This window comes from Amycolatopsis sp. NPDC114503 (genome assembly GCF_055633655.1).
This window is the reverse complement of sequence record NZ_JBVKDT010000004.1, coordinates 782,284-795,053: the sequence shown is the minus strand read 5'-3', so window position 1 is coordinate 795,053 and position 12,770 is coordinate 782,284. Positions and strand designations below refer to the sequence as shown.

The 12,770-nt window shown below is 69.6% G+C and carries 15 protein-coding genes; 6 read left to right on the top strand and 9 right to left on the bottom strand.

Annotated features, from left to right (window positions below; all coding sequences use genetic code 11):
* Positions 1 to 74: 74 nt before the first annotated feature.
* Positions 75 to 1,040, bottom strand: a complete 966-nt coding sequence (locus ACZ7OI_RS20755; protein ID WP_470265815.1) for a zinc-binding dehydrogenase — start codon at positions 1,038 to 1,040, stop codon at positions 75 to 77.
* A gap of 60 nt (positions 1,041 to 1,100) precedes the next feature.
* Here ACZ7OI_RS20755 and ACZ7OI_RS20750 point away from each other — a divergent pair, with 60 nt between their 5' ends.
* The 3 genes from ACZ7OI_RS20750 to ACZ7OI_RS20740 are packed head-to-tail and all read left to right on the top strand — an operon-like array spanning position 1,101 to position 2,112.
* Positions 1,101 to 1,301, top strand: coding sequence for a hypothetical protein (locus tag ACZ7OI_RS20750; protein WP_037813693.1), 201 nt, complete (start codon positions 1,101 to 1,103; stop codon positions 1,299 to 1,301).
* Between the two features lie 11 nt (positions 1,302 to 1,312).
* Positions 1,313 to 1,765, top strand: coding sequence for a guanyl-specific ribonuclease (locus ACZ7OI_RS20745; protein ID WP_470265814.1), 453 nt, complete (start codon positions 1,313 to 1,315; stop codon positions 1,763 to 1,765).
* Positions 1,762 to 2,112, top strand: coding sequence for a barstar family protein (locus ACZ7OI_RS20740; protein ID WP_470265813.1), 351 nt, complete (start codon positions 1,762 to 1,764; stop codon positions 2,110 to 2,112). Before ACZ7OI_RS20745 ends, ACZ7OI_RS20740 begins: the two co-directional genes overlap by 4 nt.
* A 68-nt stretch (positions 2,113 to 2,180) precedes the next feature.
* Here ACZ7OI_RS20740 and ACZ7OI_RS20735 read toward each other — a convergent pair whose 3' ends face one another.
* Positions 2,181 to 2,954 carry an enoyl-CoA hydratase-related protein gene (locus ACZ7OI_RS20735; protein ID WP_470265812.1) on the bottom strand — a complete coding sequence of 258 codons (774 nt, stop codon included), beginning with the start codon at positions 2,952 to 2,954 and terminating at the stop codon, positions 2,181 to 2,183.
* A 96-nt stretch (positions 2,955 to 3,050) separates the two neighbouring features.
* Here ACZ7OI_RS20735 and ACZ7OI_RS20730 point away from each other — a divergent pair, with 96 nt between their 5' ends.
* Together ACZ7OI_RS20730 and ACZ7OI_RS20725 are read left to right on the top strand one after the other, a co-directional pair.
* Positions 3,051 to 3,626, top strand: a complete 576-nt coding sequence (locus ACZ7OI_RS20730; RefSeq protein WP_470265811.1) for an ArsR/SmtB family transcription factor — start codon at positions 3,051 to 3,053, stop codon at positions 3,624 to 3,626.
* A 91-nt stretch (positions 3,627 to 3,717) separates the two neighbouring features.
* Positions 3,718 to 5,040 (top strand): alpha/beta hydrolase family protein, encoded by a 1,323-nt coding sequence (locus ACZ7OI_RS20725; RefSeq protein WP_470265810.1) that lies wholly within the window; start codon positions 3,718 to 3,720, stop codon positions 5,038 to 5,040.
* A 44-nt stretch (positions 5,041 to 5,084) separates the two neighbouring features.
* Here ACZ7OI_RS20725 and ACZ7OI_RS20720 read toward each other — a convergent pair whose 3' ends face one another.
* Both ACZ7OI_RS20720 and ACZ7OI_RS20715 read right to left on the bottom strand, forming a co-directional pair.
* Positions 5,085 to 5,714 carry a cyclase gene (locus ACZ7OI_RS20720; protein WP_470265809.1) on the bottom strand — a complete coding sequence of 210 codons (630 nt, stop codon included), beginning with the start codon at positions 5,712 to 5,714 and terminating at the stop codon, positions 5,085 to 5,087.
* Between the two features lie 179 nt (positions 5,715 to 5,893).
* Complete coding sequence (locus ACZ7OI_RS20715; RefSeq protein ID WP_470265808.1) at positions 5,894 to 6,442, bottom strand: TetR/AcrR family transcriptional regulator; 549 nt, start codon at positions 6,440 to 6,442, stop codon at positions 5,894 to 5,896.
* A gap of 46 nt (positions 6,443 to 6,488) precedes the next feature.
* On the opposite strand from ACZ7OI_RS20715, the gene ACZ7OI_RS20710 reads away from it, so the two are divergent.
* Positions 6,489 to 7,355, top strand: coding sequence for an oxidoreductase (locus ACZ7OI_RS20710; protein WP_470265807.1), 867 nt, complete (start codon positions 6,489 to 6,491; stop codon positions 7,353 to 7,355).
* Between the two features lie 3 nt (positions 7,356 to 7,358).
* Here ACZ7OI_RS20710 and ACZ7OI_RS20705 read toward each other — a convergent pair whose 3' ends face one another.
* From ACZ7OI_RS20705 to ACZ7OI_RS20685, 5 genes are read right to left on the bottom strand one after another with little or no spacing between them, the layout of a single operon-like run.
* Entirely contained in the window at positions 7,359 to 8,096 is a 738-nt protein-coding gene (locus ACZ7OI_RS20705; RefSeq protein ID WP_470265806.1) for a sirohydrochlorin chelatase, read from the bottom strand.
* Entirely contained in the window at positions 8,093 to 9,355 is a 1,263-nt protein-coding gene (locus ACZ7OI_RS20700) for a sulfate adenylyltransferase subunit 1 (RefSeq protein WP_470265805.1), read from the bottom strand. Before ACZ7OI_RS20700 ends, ACZ7OI_RS20705 begins: the two co-directional genes overlap by 4 nt.
* Positions 9,355 to 10,275, bottom strand: a complete 921-nt coding sequence (gene cysD, locus ACZ7OI_RS20695) for a sulfate adenylyltransferase subunit CysD (RefSeq protein WP_470265804.1) — start codon at positions 10,273 to 10,275, stop codon at positions 9,355 to 9,357. Before cysD ends, ACZ7OI_RS20700 begins: the two co-directional genes overlap by 1 nt.
* 10 nt (positions 10,276 to 10,285) lie before the next feature.
* Positions 10,286 to 10,981, bottom strand: coding sequence for a phosphoadenylyl-sulfate reductase (locus ACZ7OI_RS20690; protein ID WP_470265803.1), 696 nt, complete (start codon positions 10,979 to 10,981; stop codon positions 10,286 to 10,288).
* A complete protein-coding gene (locus tag ACZ7OI_RS20685) occupies positions 10,978 to 12,678 on the bottom strand; it encodes a nitrite/sulfite reductase (protein ID WP_470265802.1) in 1,701 nt (566 codons plus the stop codon). The genes ACZ7OI_RS20690 and ACZ7OI_RS20685 overlap by 4 nt, the downstream gene beginning before the upstream one ends.
* Positions 12,679 to 12,770 lie beyond the last annotated feature (92 nt).

The following is a 12,770-nucleotide window of genomic DNA, read 5'->3' as shown; positions in this document are numbered from 1 at the left end:
CGGAAACCAGGTAAAAGCGCTGGCCTGGACTTGTCCGGAGAGGAAAAGCCCAGGTCAGCGCCGCAGGGTCGCGCTCAGCGAGTGAAGACGATCTTGCCCGCGGTCTCGCCTGCGGCCATCGCGGCGAATCCCGCGGGGGCCTCCGCAAGGGGGAGCTCGGTGCCGATCTGCGGCTTGATGCCCTTCAGGTCGAGGTAGGCGAGCAGGTCGGCCAGCTCGTCGCGGGTGCCCATGGTCGACCCGAGGACCCGCAGCTGCAGGAAGAAAACCCGCTGCAGGTCGGCCGACGGGTCGGGGCCGCTGGTCGAACCGGACACCACGACCACGCCGCCCGGCTTCAGCGACTTGAGCGTGTGCCCCCAGGTGGCCTTGCCGACGGTCTCGAACACCGCGTCCACCCGCTCGGGCAGCCGCGCGCCGGACTCGAACGTCTGGTGCGCGCCGACGCTCTCGGCCAGCGCGCGCTTCTCCTCGGTGCGCCCGGTGACCCACACGCGGAACCCGGCCGCGCGGCCGAGCGCGATCAGCGCGGTCGACACCCCGCCGGACGCGCCCTGCACCAGCATCGTCTGGCCCGGCCGCAGGTCCGATTTCACGAAGAGCATCCGGTACGCGGTGAGCCACGCGGTGCCCATCGTCGCGCCCTCGGCGAAGCTCAGGCCGGCCGGCTTCGGCACCGCGTTGCGGGCCGGGACCACGACCTGGTCCGCGAACGTGCCCTGGTGCTTTTCGGTGAGCAGGGTGCGCTTCGGGTCGAGCGTGTCGTCGCCCTGCCAGCCCGGCGCGTTGATCACCGAATGCAGCACGACCTCGGTGCCGTCGTCGAGCGTGCCCGCTCCGTCGCAGCCGAGGATCATCGGGAACTGGTCGGGCTTGATGCCGACGCCGCGCAAGGTCCACAGGTCGTGCATGTTCAGGCTGGCGGCTTTGACGTGCACCCGGACCCAGCCTTCGGGCACTTCGGGTTCCGGCCGCTCGCCGACGACCAGCGAATCGAGCGGGGACTCGGCGTTGGGTTCCTGCGCGTATACGGCGAACATGGCAGCAACCTACCTCCCCTGCGCGACCCGGCGCAGGCGAGCGCGCGTAGGCTCACATTCGTGTTCGAGGGGCTGGCCAACTGGTGGGACGGGGTCGAGCTGTGGCTTGCCCAAGCCTGGTTCCCCGTGCAGTTCGTGCTGGTGATGGCGGTGCTCGTGCCGCTGTGCCTGCTCGCCGCGTGGGCCATCGACAAGCTGGTCGAACGCTTCGGCCGCTGGTTCGGCACGGCCCGTGACGACGACGGTCCCGGCCGCTCCTAAGCTGGCACACCATGGTCAACCGTAGGCGGATCACCGCTGCGCTCGTCGGTCTCCTCGTGCTGGTGCTCGGCGGGTGGCTCGTCAAGGAAACCGCCGGCTCCTCGGATTCGCCGGCGCCCTCGTCCTCGTCGGGCGCTCCCGCCGCCGCTTCCGGGAAGGTGCCGGGCGCCGATTCCAAGCTGCCGGTCAAGCCGTTGTCTTCGCTGCCTTCGCAGGCGAAGGACACGTGGAGCCTGATCCAAAAGGGCGGGCCCTATCCGTATCCGCGCAATGACGACGTCGTCTTCCAGAACCGGGAAAAAGTGCTGCCCGCGGAGAAGAACGGCTATTACCACGAATACACCGTGAAGACGCCGGGGAGCCCGGACCGAGGGGCCCGCCGGTTGATCACAGGGGCGGGGAAAGAGTTGTATTACACAGGCGATCATTACGCGTCGTTCGTCGTCGTGGATCCCGCGCGGTGAGCGGCGAGACGGCGCGGGCCGCGGCGGACGCGGCATTCGCGCGCGGGGCTTATCCGCATCAGGTCGACGGGGCGCGGACGCTGGACAAGCTGTCCGCGTTGGACGCGATCGGCGAGGCGCTTTCTTTTCCGTCTTATTTCGGGCGGAATCTGGACGCGCTGTACGACATGCTCACGGATTTGTCGTGGCTGCCGACCGGCGAGCACGTGCTGATCTGGACCGGGTCGGACGGGCTGAAGGCCGCCGAGCCCAAGGCGTATCTGGCGGTGCGGAGCGTGTTGTCGGACGCGCAGCGGGCGATGGGCTCCGGCGAGCGGCGGCTGACCTTGGTGCTGGTGGATTCCTGATCGTTGAAGGGCTGTGAAGGGAACCCGGAGGGAATCAGAGTCCCTCAGGGTTCCCCTCACGGACAGCGTCAGTCCTGCGGAACCCAGTTCGGCTTGCGCTTCTGGGCGAAGGCCTGGATGCCTTCCTGGCCCTCTTCGCTGGCGAAGAAGCCCGCCGAGAGGGCGTTCATGTCCGCGAAGCCTTCGGCCGGGGTGGCCGGACGCGGGCGGGCCAGCAGTTCCTTGGTCGCGGCCAAGGCTTTCGGGCCGCCCAGGGTCAGCGACTTGAGGTAGCCCTCGACGGTCTTGTCCAGCTCCTCGGCGGGGACGCAGGCGTTCAGAAGGCCGATCTCCACCGCGCGCTTCGCGTCGAAGACGTCGCCGGTCAGGAAGAGTTCGTGCGCGGCCCGGGCGTTCAGCCTCGGGAGCACCGTCAGGCTGATGACCGCCGGGATGACGCCGATGCGGACTTCCGAGAAGGCGAAGGTCGCTTCGGGCACCGCGACCGCGATGTCGCACGCGGCGACCATGCCGATGCCGCCCGCGCGAGCCGGGCCGGCCAGCCGGGCGACGACCGGCTTCGGGCTCGTCCACAGCTGGTCCAGGATCTGCGGGAACTCGTTCACGCCCTGGTCGGACGAGCCGGCGCCGCGGGCTTCCTTCAAGTCCATGCCCGCGCAGAAGACGGGGCCGGTGTGGGTCAGTTGCACCACTCGCACCGAGTCGTCCTCGCGAGCCTTGGTCAGCGACTCGCTCAGTTCCCGCCGCAGCTGCGCCGACAGCGCGTTGCGGTTGTGCGGGGAGTCCAGGGTGATCGTGGCGATGCCGGCCGCCACCTCGTAGTGCACCAGTTCGTCAGCCATGCCTGACACTTTCGCACACCGCCTGCCCGGGAGCGGGTGTGAAGTTCATGCACGAAAACCCGTGCATCAAAACTCGTGCACCGCTACCTTGGGAGCATGGCAGAACGTCGCCCCGCTGATCTGAAAGCCCTCAAAGCGCTCGCGAGCCCGTTGCGGCAGCGGATTCTCGAGGCGCTCGCCGCGTCCGGACCGGCGACGTCGACGACGCTCGCCGAGCGGTTGGGCGTGACCAGCGGCGGGACCAGCTACAACCTGCGGATCCTGGCGGAGAACGGGTTCGTCGAGGAGCTTCCCGAACGCGCGCGCGGGCGCGAACGCTGGTGGCGCGTGGCGGATTACGACCTGCGGTTGCCTCCCGCGGACGAACGCGACGATCCGGCCAAGGCGGCGATCGGCGAGCTGCATCGGCTGTGGCTCGCGGGCGACACCGAGCTGTACGAACGGTTCGAGCGCGACCGGCCGCAGCTCGGGGAGTGGGCGGACGCGGTTCCGTACTCGCGGGGCGCGATCACCGTGACGCTGGACGAGCTGGGGGACTTCTTCGAGGCGTATCTCGCCTTGCTGCGCCGGTATCAGCGGCCGGACGACGAGACGCCGGAGGGGGCGCGCCGGGTCGAGACGCGGATGATCGCGTTCCCGGCGTCGGCCGGAGAGGAGGCCGGCCAGGACTGACCTCAAGGAAGGCCCTGGGTGCCGAGCGGCCACTCGGCACCCAGGAATAAGGGAAAACGCGCACGATCTCCCGAAGCAAGGAGAACACTTCATGCTGCCCTGGGGCAAATCGCGGCTCGCCGCCGCGATCCTCGTGCTGGGCTCGGTCCTGCCGGCCGCCCAGCCAGTACAAGCACAGCCGTCCGGCGACGTCAGTTTCGCTGGCGCCGGCGGAATCACGTTGCACGGCACGGTATTCCGGCCGGAAGGACCAGCGAAGTCCGCGATCGTCCTGCAAGGAGGGTCGGACTGGCGGACGCGGGACAACCTGCGGCTGCAGGCCGAGATGTTCACGCGGCTCGGTGTCACGACGCTCGTGTACGACCGGCGTACCAGCGGCTATTCCAAAACCCAGCGCGATTACGGCGTGCTGGCGGACGATCTGGTCTCGGCGGTGCACGCGTTGCGGGCCCAGTCGGGAATCAACGACGTCGGCGTCTGGGGTGTCAGCGAGGGCGCGTGGGTCGCACCGCTCGCGGCCACGCGGACGGCTGACATCTCGTATGTCATCACGGTCGGCGGATCCGGGTTGGGCGGGGCGCGGCAGACCTCGTGGTACTGGGGGAATGTCCTTCGCCACCAAGGGATTTCCGGCTCACTGCTGACGACGTTGCCGGTGCGGGCCACGCGCTTCGTGGTCGGAGCCGGACTGTTTCCCGAGGCCGATTACGACCCGGTGCCGGTGTTGCGGCGGCTGAAACAGCCGATTCTGGCGTTGTGGGGAGACCTCGACATCAACCACGCGCCGGTCGAGAGTTCCCGGATCTTCGCGGAAGCGCTCGCTGCGCACCCGAACCACACGATTCGGTTCGTTGCGGGCGGCGGGCCGGATCTGTACGCGACCAGCGATGCCGGGTTCGACTGGCTGCCTCGTGTTATGCCCGGTTATCCGGCGGCGGTCGGGGAATGGCTGGCGGATCGGCAGGGCGTGCATGTCGAGACCGCGGCGTTCACGCAACGGCCGACGGAAGCGCTCCGGCCGCTCGCCTGGTGGGAATCTGTTTGGGCGCAAGGGATTGCGCTTGCGTTGTTGCTCGGCGGGTTCGCGGTCGGCGGCGTGGTTTCGCTGGTGCGCCGCCGGGGGACCAGGTCGTCGCGGTGGCTGGCCGGGCTGGGGACGGCGTCTGTCGCCGCCTTCGCGGGATTGCTCGGCTGGGCGCAATTGTCCGGGATGAAGGATCTCGGACCGGTGCTCGTCGGGCGGCCGTTGCCGTGGCTCGCGGTGCAAGCGCTGGCGGTCGCGACGGTGGCGGCGTTGGCGGTAACCGTTGCGGGGCTGCGGAAACCGGACCGGCGGCGCGGGGCGATCGCGCCGCTCGTGGCCGGGCTGGTGTTCGTTCCGTGGGCGGTTTACTGGGGACTCTTGCTGCCGTGAACCGGGCGCGGCCACCCGGGCGCAGCGGGTGGCCGCGGTCCGGGTCAGCCGATGGTCGTGGTGGTGAAGACCGGGCTCGGGTTCGGGAAGCACGCCGTCGGCGCGGTCACGTCGCCGATGATGCTGCTGGCCACGGCCTTGAAGGTCAGGCCGGGGTCGCTGTAGCTGGTGCCGGACAGTTTCGTCTCGATCGTGCCGGAGTCGCCTGCCTTGAGGTGCGCGGTGACGGTCGGCAGTTCGAAGGTCGAACCGCCGGCGATCGGGCCGGGGAAGCTCAGGGTCGCGACGCCGTCGGCGACGGTGATCGTCGGCGGCGTGTCGCCGAGGCCGGAGCCTCCGGCGAGGTCGGCGCTGACGTAGGTCGAGTTCGCCGGGATCGGGAACTTCAGCGCGAAGGTGTTGATGTTCTTGACCTTGTTGCCGCCCACGTCGCTCGGGACGGTGTTGGGCGCGGGGTCGATGACGACGTCGAACGCGCCGCCGGGCGCGACCGTCGCGGGCGCGGTGACGTCGGCGTTCTGGGTCAGCGACACCTGCTGCGGGCCGACCACCGGTGCGTCGGCCTGGCAGTCGAAGTTGATCGCGGTCGCGGCGGACGCCGGGGCCGCCAGCGCGAGCGGAAGGGCGGCGACCGCCGTCAGCGCGGCCAGCCGGTAAAGGTGAGGTGCTTTCATCTGTGTGCTCCTACCTGCGGGTTTCACGGGGGAGAGAGAAAGCTGCGCAGCGATTAGAGAGTTACCGGCAAGTTAAGTAGCGCGTCAAGGATTGACCGTTCACAGGCGCGCACCGTGACGGAAAATGTGAATACAGCTCACCTTGTGGCGGTAGGAGTGGTCTGATCGGCCGTTCGGGTCTACCGACGGTGGTCTGACAGGGCGAGCCAGGCCAGTTCGGCCCAGCGTTGCCGGGCGGGTTCCGGAACGTCCGCGCCGGGCGAGGTGGCGAGGAGCAGTCCGACGTCCTCGGCGGAGATTCCCGGACGCAAGGTGAGGTCTCGGTGTGCGGTGGCGATGAGGGATTCGAGCGCCTTCGTGGCGTGCTCGCGCATCGCTTGGAGCGGCTCGGGCGAGAGGTTCGAGAGTGCGGCGCGGAGAAGGCGTTCCTCGCCGAGGTCGACCACTACTCGACGGATCAGGTCGAGAAGTTCGTCGGCTGCAGTGGTCTGGCCGGCGGCGACACGCGCTGTGGCAGCGTCGAGCACTTCGGCGATCGCGGTGCCGAGGTCTTCGGCGATCTCGCGCACCAGGTCCTGTTTGGTCGGGAAATGCCGATAGAGGGTGCCGACGGCGACTCCGGCTTCGGCGGCGATCTCGTCCATTCCGGCTTCGGGGCCCTGAGCGATCAGCAGGGTTCGCGCGGACGTCAGGATTGCCGCCCGGTTTCGTGCCGCGTCTGCCCGCACTGCCGCTCCTTGCCGATAAAGGTGAACTGGTGGTTCACTATATAACATGAACGAGTGGTTCAGGTTAGAGAGTGATCAGCACGGCCGCGTCGCGGTGGTCACCGGCGCGAACACCGGGATCGGCTTCGAGACGGCCCGCGCGCTGGCCGAGCGCGGGGCTCAGGTCGTGCTCGCCTGCCGGGACCTGCGGAAAGCGCACGACGCGGCGAGCGGGATCGGTCCGCGCGCGGAAGTGGTCCGGCTGGACTTGGCGTCCCTGGATTCCGTGCGGGAGGCGGCCGGCGAACTGCGCGCCCGGCACGCCCGGATCGACCTGCTGATCAACAACGCGGGCGTGACCAATGCGCCCGGCCGGACCGCGGACGGGTTCGAAATGCAGTTCGGGGTGAACCATCTCGGGCATTTCGCCTGGACGGCGTTGCTGATCGACCGGCTGCTGGACGTGCCGGGATCGCGGGTGGTGACGGTCAGCAGCATCGCGCACCGGTTCGGTCGGATCGATCCCGAGGATCTGCGCGCGGCCGGCGGGTATCCGGCGTCGAAGCTGGCCAATCTGCTGTTCGCCTACGAACTCGCGAAACGCTTGCGCGGCACCGAAACCGTCTCGCTGGCCGCACATCCCGGAGGAGCGACCACGGAGATCTTCCGGCACTCGTCGTCGGCGTTCCGGAGCGCGAACCTCGCGGTGGCCCGGCTCTTCGGGCGGACGCCTGCGATGGGCGCGCTGCCCACCCTCCGCGCGGCGACCGATCCCAGCGCGAGCAACGGCGAGTATTACGGCCCGGGCGGGCTTTTCGAGATCCGCGGCTATCCGGAGCCGGTCAAGTCCAGCGCCCGTTCGCACGACGGCAGCCTGCAAAACCGGTTGTGGGAGGCGTCTTTGCAGTCGACCGGGGTGGGCTGTCCGGTGTGACGGTCAGGCGGCGGACCGCAGCAGTCCGGAGATGGCGGCGGCGTACCGGCCGATCACGACGTCCGCCACGCGCGGGTCGTCGGCGAGCGGCTCGGCGATGAACACGCCCGGATCGGCCTCGCGGGCCAGCGACGCGATCCGGTCCGGCAGCAGGCCGGGGGCCAGGAACCACGACGCCACCACGAGATGCCGTACGCCGCGAGCCCGCAGGCGGGCGGCCGCGGCCGGGATGTCCGGCTGGGTGGCGCTGGCGAACGCCTCGCTCACCGGGAGGCCGAGCTGCTTTTCCCAGCGTGCGGCCACTCCTGCGACGACCGCGTTGGCCTCGGGATTGGACGAGCCGACCGCGCTCAGCAGCACGCCGGTCCCGCTGCGGCGGCGGGCTCCGGCGATCCGGTCGAGGGCGACGGCTTCGAGCGCCGGGTCCGCGCCCAGCACGTCCGACACCTGGATCCGGAACCCGGGGCATTCCGCGGTCACCTCGTCGACCAGCGCGGGCAGGTCGACCCGGGCGTGAAAAGCGCTGCCCAGCAACAACGGCACGACGACCGCGGAGCGATGCCCTTGCGCGTAAAGCCCGCGCAGCACGTCGGTGACCCGCGGCTCCGACAGGTCGAGGAACGACTCGTGCACGTCCAGCCCCGGCGCCTGCGCACGGACGACGTCGACCAGCGCCCGCACCGTCGCGGCGGAGCGCGGGTCACGACTGCCGTGCGCGACGGCGACCAGGGGCGGCGTCACGAGAACCGCTCGCCGACGAGACCGGCGGCGAGGGTGTCGCCGTCCTTCGGATCGATCACCAGGAACGCGCCGGTGCGCGGGCTCACGCCGTAGTCGTCGACCGGCAGCGGCTCGGCCAGCTGCAGGCTGACGCTGCCGATGTCGTTGAGCTCCAAGCTGTCCGGCGAGTCCACACTGGACAGTGTCTGCTCGTCGAACCGGGCGTGCAACTCGGTGGTGAGGCCCTGCACGGTCCGGGCGCCGTGCTTGATCAGCACCCGCGCGCCGGTCTTGAGCGGCTTCGAGGACAGCCAGCACAGCGTGCCGGTGATCTCGTCAGTGACCTGCGGCGGCGCGTCGGCGGCGGCGATGAGGTCGCCGCGGCTGATGTCGATGTCGTCGGCGAGCAGCAGGGTCACCGAGGTTCCGGTGCCCGCTTCCTCCAACGGCCCGTCCGCGGTGTCGATCCTTTCGATCCGGCTGCGGATCCCTTGCGGCTGCACGACAATCTCGTCGCCCGGACGCACCGTGCCCGCGGCGATCTGGCCGGCGTAACCGCGGTAGTCCGGGTACTCGGCGGTGCGCGGGCGGATCACGTACTGCACCGGGAACCGCAGCGCGGAATCGTGCGGATCCGGCGCTACCGGCACGTTTTCGAGGTGCTCCAGCAGCGACGGGCCGTCGTACCACGGGGTTTTCTCCGACCGGGTCGCCACGTTGTCGCCGACCAGCGCGGAAACCGGGATGGAGACGACGGACGCCGAGTCGTAGCCGAGGGATTCCGCGTGCGCGGTGAACTCCTTGGCGATGACGCCGAAGGTGTTCTCGTCGTAGTCGACGAGGTCGATCTTGTTCACCGCCAGCACCAGCTGCGGCACACCGAGCAGCGCGAGCACGGCCGCGTGCCGCCGGGTCTGCTCGACCACGCCGTTGCGCGCGTCGACCAGCAGCACCCCGAGCTGCGCGGTGGACGCGCCGGTGACCGTATTGCGGGTGTACTGCACGTGCCCCGGGGTGTCGGCGAGCACGAACGACCGCTTCGGCGTCGCGAAATACCGGTACGCGACGTCGATCGTGATGCCCTGCTCGCGCTCCGAGCGCAGGCCGTCGACAAGCAGCGAAAGGTCCGGAGTGGACAGTCCTTTGTCGACAGACGCGCGGGTGACCGCGTCGAGCTGGTCGGCGAGGACGGACTTGGTGTCGTACAGCAGCCGTCCGACCAGCGTGGACTTCCCGTCGTCCACGCTGCCCGCGGTGGCCAGCCTCAGCAGGCTCGACATCAGAAGTAGCCCTCCCGTTTGCGGTCTTCCATGGCCGCCTCGGACATCCGGTCGTCGGCGCGGGTGGCACCGCGTTCGGTGAGCCGCGAAGCCTGGACCTCGGCGATCACTTCGTCCACAGTGGACGCCGTGGATTCGATCGCGCCAGTGCACGAACCGTCGCCGACGGTCCGGTAGCGCACGCTCAGCGCGCGGACGTCCTCGCCGGGACGCGGCCCGCCCCAAGGCCCCTCGCTGAGCCACATGCCGTCGCGCTGGTAGACCGCGCGCTGGTGGGCGTAATAAATCGAAGGCAGCTCGACCTTCTCGCGGGCGATATAGTTCCACACGTCCGCTTCGGTCCAGTTGGACAGCGGGAACACGCGGACCTGCTCGCCAGGACGGTGCCGTCCGTTGTAGAGGTTCCACAGTTCCGGCCGCTGCCGGCGCGGCTCCCACTGGCCGAAAGCGTTGCGCAGGCTGAAGATCCGCTCCTTCGCGCGTGCTCGCTCCTCGTCGCGGCGACCGCCGCCGAAGACCGCGTCGAACTTGTTCTCCGCGATCGTCTCCAGCAGCGGGGTGGTCTGCAGCGGATTGCGCAGGCCGTCGGCGCGCTCTTCGAGCCTGCCGTCGTCGATCCAGTCCTGGACCTTCGCGACGACCAGCCGCAGTCCGTGCTTTTCGACCACGCGGTCGCGGAATTCGAGGACCTCGTCGAAGTTGTGCCCGGTGTCCACGTGCAGCAGCGGGAACGGCACCGGCGCGGGCCAGAAGGCCTTGATCGCCAGGTGCAGCATCAGCGTCGAGTCCTTGCCGCCGGAGAACAGGATCACCGGACGGTCGAACTCGCCCGCGACCTCGCGGAAGATGTGGATGGCCTCGGATTCGAGGGCGGCGAGATTGTCTACCGCGGCATCGGCCGCCGGTTCCAAAGTCGTCATGCTTCCTTCCTCAGCCATGCAAACCGCACTCGGTCTTCGACTGCCCGGCCCACCGGCCGCTGCGCGGATCCTGCCCCGCCTCGACCTTCGCGGTGCAGGGCGCGCAGCCGATCGAGAGGTAGCCGATCGACACCAGCGGGTTCTCCAGGACCCCGTTCTCGTGCAGGTAGCCGTTGAACTCGTCGTCGGTCCACGCCGCGATCGGGTTGATCTTCACCAGGCCGTTGCGCTCGTCCCAGGTGACGATCGGCGTGTTCGCGCGGGTCGGCGCATCCACCCGGCGCACGCCGGTGACCCACGCCGAGTACTTGCCGAGCGTCTGGCGCAGCGGTACGACCTTGCGCAGGAAGCAGCACTGGCCGGGGTCGCGTTCGTGCAGCTTCGGCCCGTACTCCGCGTCCTGTTCGGCGACGCTCTGCTCGGCCTGCGCGTTGACGATCCGCACGTCCGGGTACACCGTCTGCACCGCGTCGCGCACCCCGAGGGTTTCGGCGAAGTGGTAGCCGGTCTCCAGGAACAGCACGTCCACCGCGGGCTTGACCTTCGTTGCGAGGTCGATCAGCACGGCGTCCTGCATGTTCGACGCCACGATGAAGTCGTCGCCGAAGGTCTCGACCGTCCAGCGAAGCGCCTCCTCGGCGGTCGCCTCGGCCAGCTCTTTCTCGGCGCGTTCGGCCAGCGCCCGGTAGTCCGCCACCGCGGTCACTGCAGCACCCCTTCGTCCGCCCGCAACGCCCACTGCGGGAACCGTTCGCCCGGCTCGCGGCCCGCGACGTACGCGCGCACCACGCGTTCCACGTACTCGACCAGTTCGCCCGCGGTGACTTTGTGGCCGCGCAGCTTCCGGCCGAATCCGGCGTCGAGCCCGAGCCCGCCGCCGAGGTGCACCTGGAAGCCCTCGACCTGGTTGCCGTCGGCGTCGGTGACGATCTGGCCCTTCAGCCCGATGTCCGCGGTCTGCACGCGTGCGCAGGAGTTGGGGCAGCCGTTGAGGTGCACCGTGACCGGCGTTTCGAGCTGCGCGTTGATGTCGGCGAGCGACTTCTCCAGGTCCGCGACCAGCTGCTGCGCGCGCACCTTCGTCTCGACGATCGCGAGCTTGCAGAACTCCAGCCCGGTGCACGCCATCACGCTGCGCCGCCACGGCGACGGATTGGTCTGCAGGCCCAGCTCGGCCAGTTCCGCTTGCAGCGCCGGGACTTTCGCCTTGGGGACGTCGAGCACGACCAGCTTCTGGTGCGGGGTCAGCCGCACCCGCTGCGATCCGGCCCGCTCGGCGGCCTCGGCGACGGCGATCAGCGTGCTGCCCGACACCCGGCCGGCGACCGGCGCGGCGCCGACGTAGTAGTTGCCGTCCTTCTGCGGGTGCACGCCGACGTGGTCGATCGGGGTCGCGGGGTTCTCCGGCGGCGGGCCGTCGATCAGCTTCCGCTTCAGGTATTCGGTTTCGAGAACTTCACGGAACTTTTCGGCGCCCCAGTCCTTGACCAGGAACTTCAGCCGGGCCCGCGAACGCAGCCGCCGGTAGCCGTAGTCGCGGAAGATCGAGACGACGCCCTCCCACACCTGCGGCACCTCGTCCAGCGGGACCCACGCGCCGAGCCGCTGCGCGAGCATCGGGTTCGTGGAGAGCCCGCCGCCGACCCACAGGTCGAAGCCGGGGCCGTGCTCCGGGTGGTCGACGCCGACGAAGGCGATGTCGTTGATCTCGTGCACGATGTCCGGCAGCCCGGAGATCGCGGTCTTGAACTTGCGCGGCAGGTTCGCGAACCGCGGGTCGCCGATGTAGCGCTCGAGGATTTCGTCGATCGCCGGGGTGGCGTCGAGCACCTCGTTCTTCGCGATGCCGGCGACCGGGGAGCCGAGCACGACGCGCGGGCAGTCGCCGCACGCCTCGGTGGTGGTCAGGCCGACGTTCTCCAGCCGGGACCAGATCGAGGGCACGTCCTCGATCTCGATCCAGTGGTACTGGATGTTCTGCCGGTCGCTGATGTCGGCGGTGTCGCGCGCGTGCTCCCGCGAGATCTCGCCGACCACTCGCAACTGCTCGGTGGTGAGCGCGCCGCCGTCGATGCGGACGCGCATCATGAAGTAGCGGTCGTCCAGCTCCTCGGGCTCCAGCAGCGCGGTGCGGCCGCCGTCGATGCCCGGCTTGCGCTGGGTGTAGAGGCCGAACCAGCGGAACCGGCCGCGCAGGTCGCCGGGGTCGATCGAGTCGAAACCGCGGTGGGCGTAGATGTTCTCGATCCGCGCCCGGACGTTGAGCGGGCTGTCGTCCTTCTTCGAACGCTCGTTCGGGTTCAGCGGCTCCCGGTAGCCGAGCGCCCACTGGCCCTCGCCGCGCTTCTGGCGAGTCCGAGGCGTGCGGCCCTTCGCGGGCGTTTCACGCGGGGGTGCGGACATGGAGATCCTCCGGGCGGGGTGATCGAGGCGGCTCCGCCGCGGCGTCGGTGCGGGGCGAGAGCGGGCCGGTGGTCCAGGTGGTGGGCTGGGCA

What these genes read in the sequence shown, in the direction of transcription:
- ACZ7OI_RS20685 (WP_470265802.1), bottom strand. Translation starts at nt 12,678, where the DNA reads ATGTCCGCACCCCCGCGTGAAACGCCCGCGAAGGGCCGCACGCCTCGG.
- ACZ7OI_RS20700 (WP_470265805.1), bottom strand. Translation starts at nt 9,355, where the DNA reads ATGTCGAGCCTGCTGAGGCTGGCCACCGCGGGCAGCGTGGACGACGGG.
- ACZ7OI_RS20730 (WP_470265811.1), top strand. Translation starts at nt 3,051, where the DNA reads ATGGCAGAACGTCGCCCCGCTGATCTGAAAGCCCTCAAAGCGCTCGCG.
- ACZ7OI_RS20745 (WP_470265814.1), top strand. Translation starts at nt 1,313, where the DNA reads ATGGTCAACCGTAGGCGGATCACCGCTGCGCTCGTCGGTCTCCTCGTG.
- ACZ7OI_RS20725 (WP_470265810.1), top strand. Translation starts at nt 3,718, where the DNA reads ATGCTGCCCTGGGGCAAATCGCGGCTCGCCGCCGCGATCCTCGTGCTG.
- ACZ7OI_RS20755 (WP_470265815.1), bottom strand. Translation starts at nt 1,040, where the DNA reads ATGTTCGCCGTATACGCGCAGGAACCCAACGCCGAGTCCCCGCTCGAT.
- cysD (WP_470265804.1), bottom strand. Translation starts at nt 10,275, where the DNA reads ATGACGACTTTGGAACCGGCGGCCGATGCCGCGGTAGACAATCTCGCC.
- ACZ7OI_RS20720 (WP_470265809.1), bottom strand. Translation starts at nt 5,714, where the DNA reads ATGAAAGCACCTCACCTTTACCGGCTGGCCGCGCTGACGGCGGTCGCC.
- ACZ7OI_RS20735 (WP_470265812.1), bottom strand. Translation starts at nt 2,954, where the DNA reads ATGGCTGACGAACTGGTGCACTACGAGGTGGCGGCCGGCATCGCCACG.
- ACZ7OI_RS20710 (WP_470265807.1), top strand. Translation starts at nt 6,489, where the DNA reads ATGAACGAGTGGTTCAGGTTAGAGAGTGATCAGCACGGCCGCGTCGCG.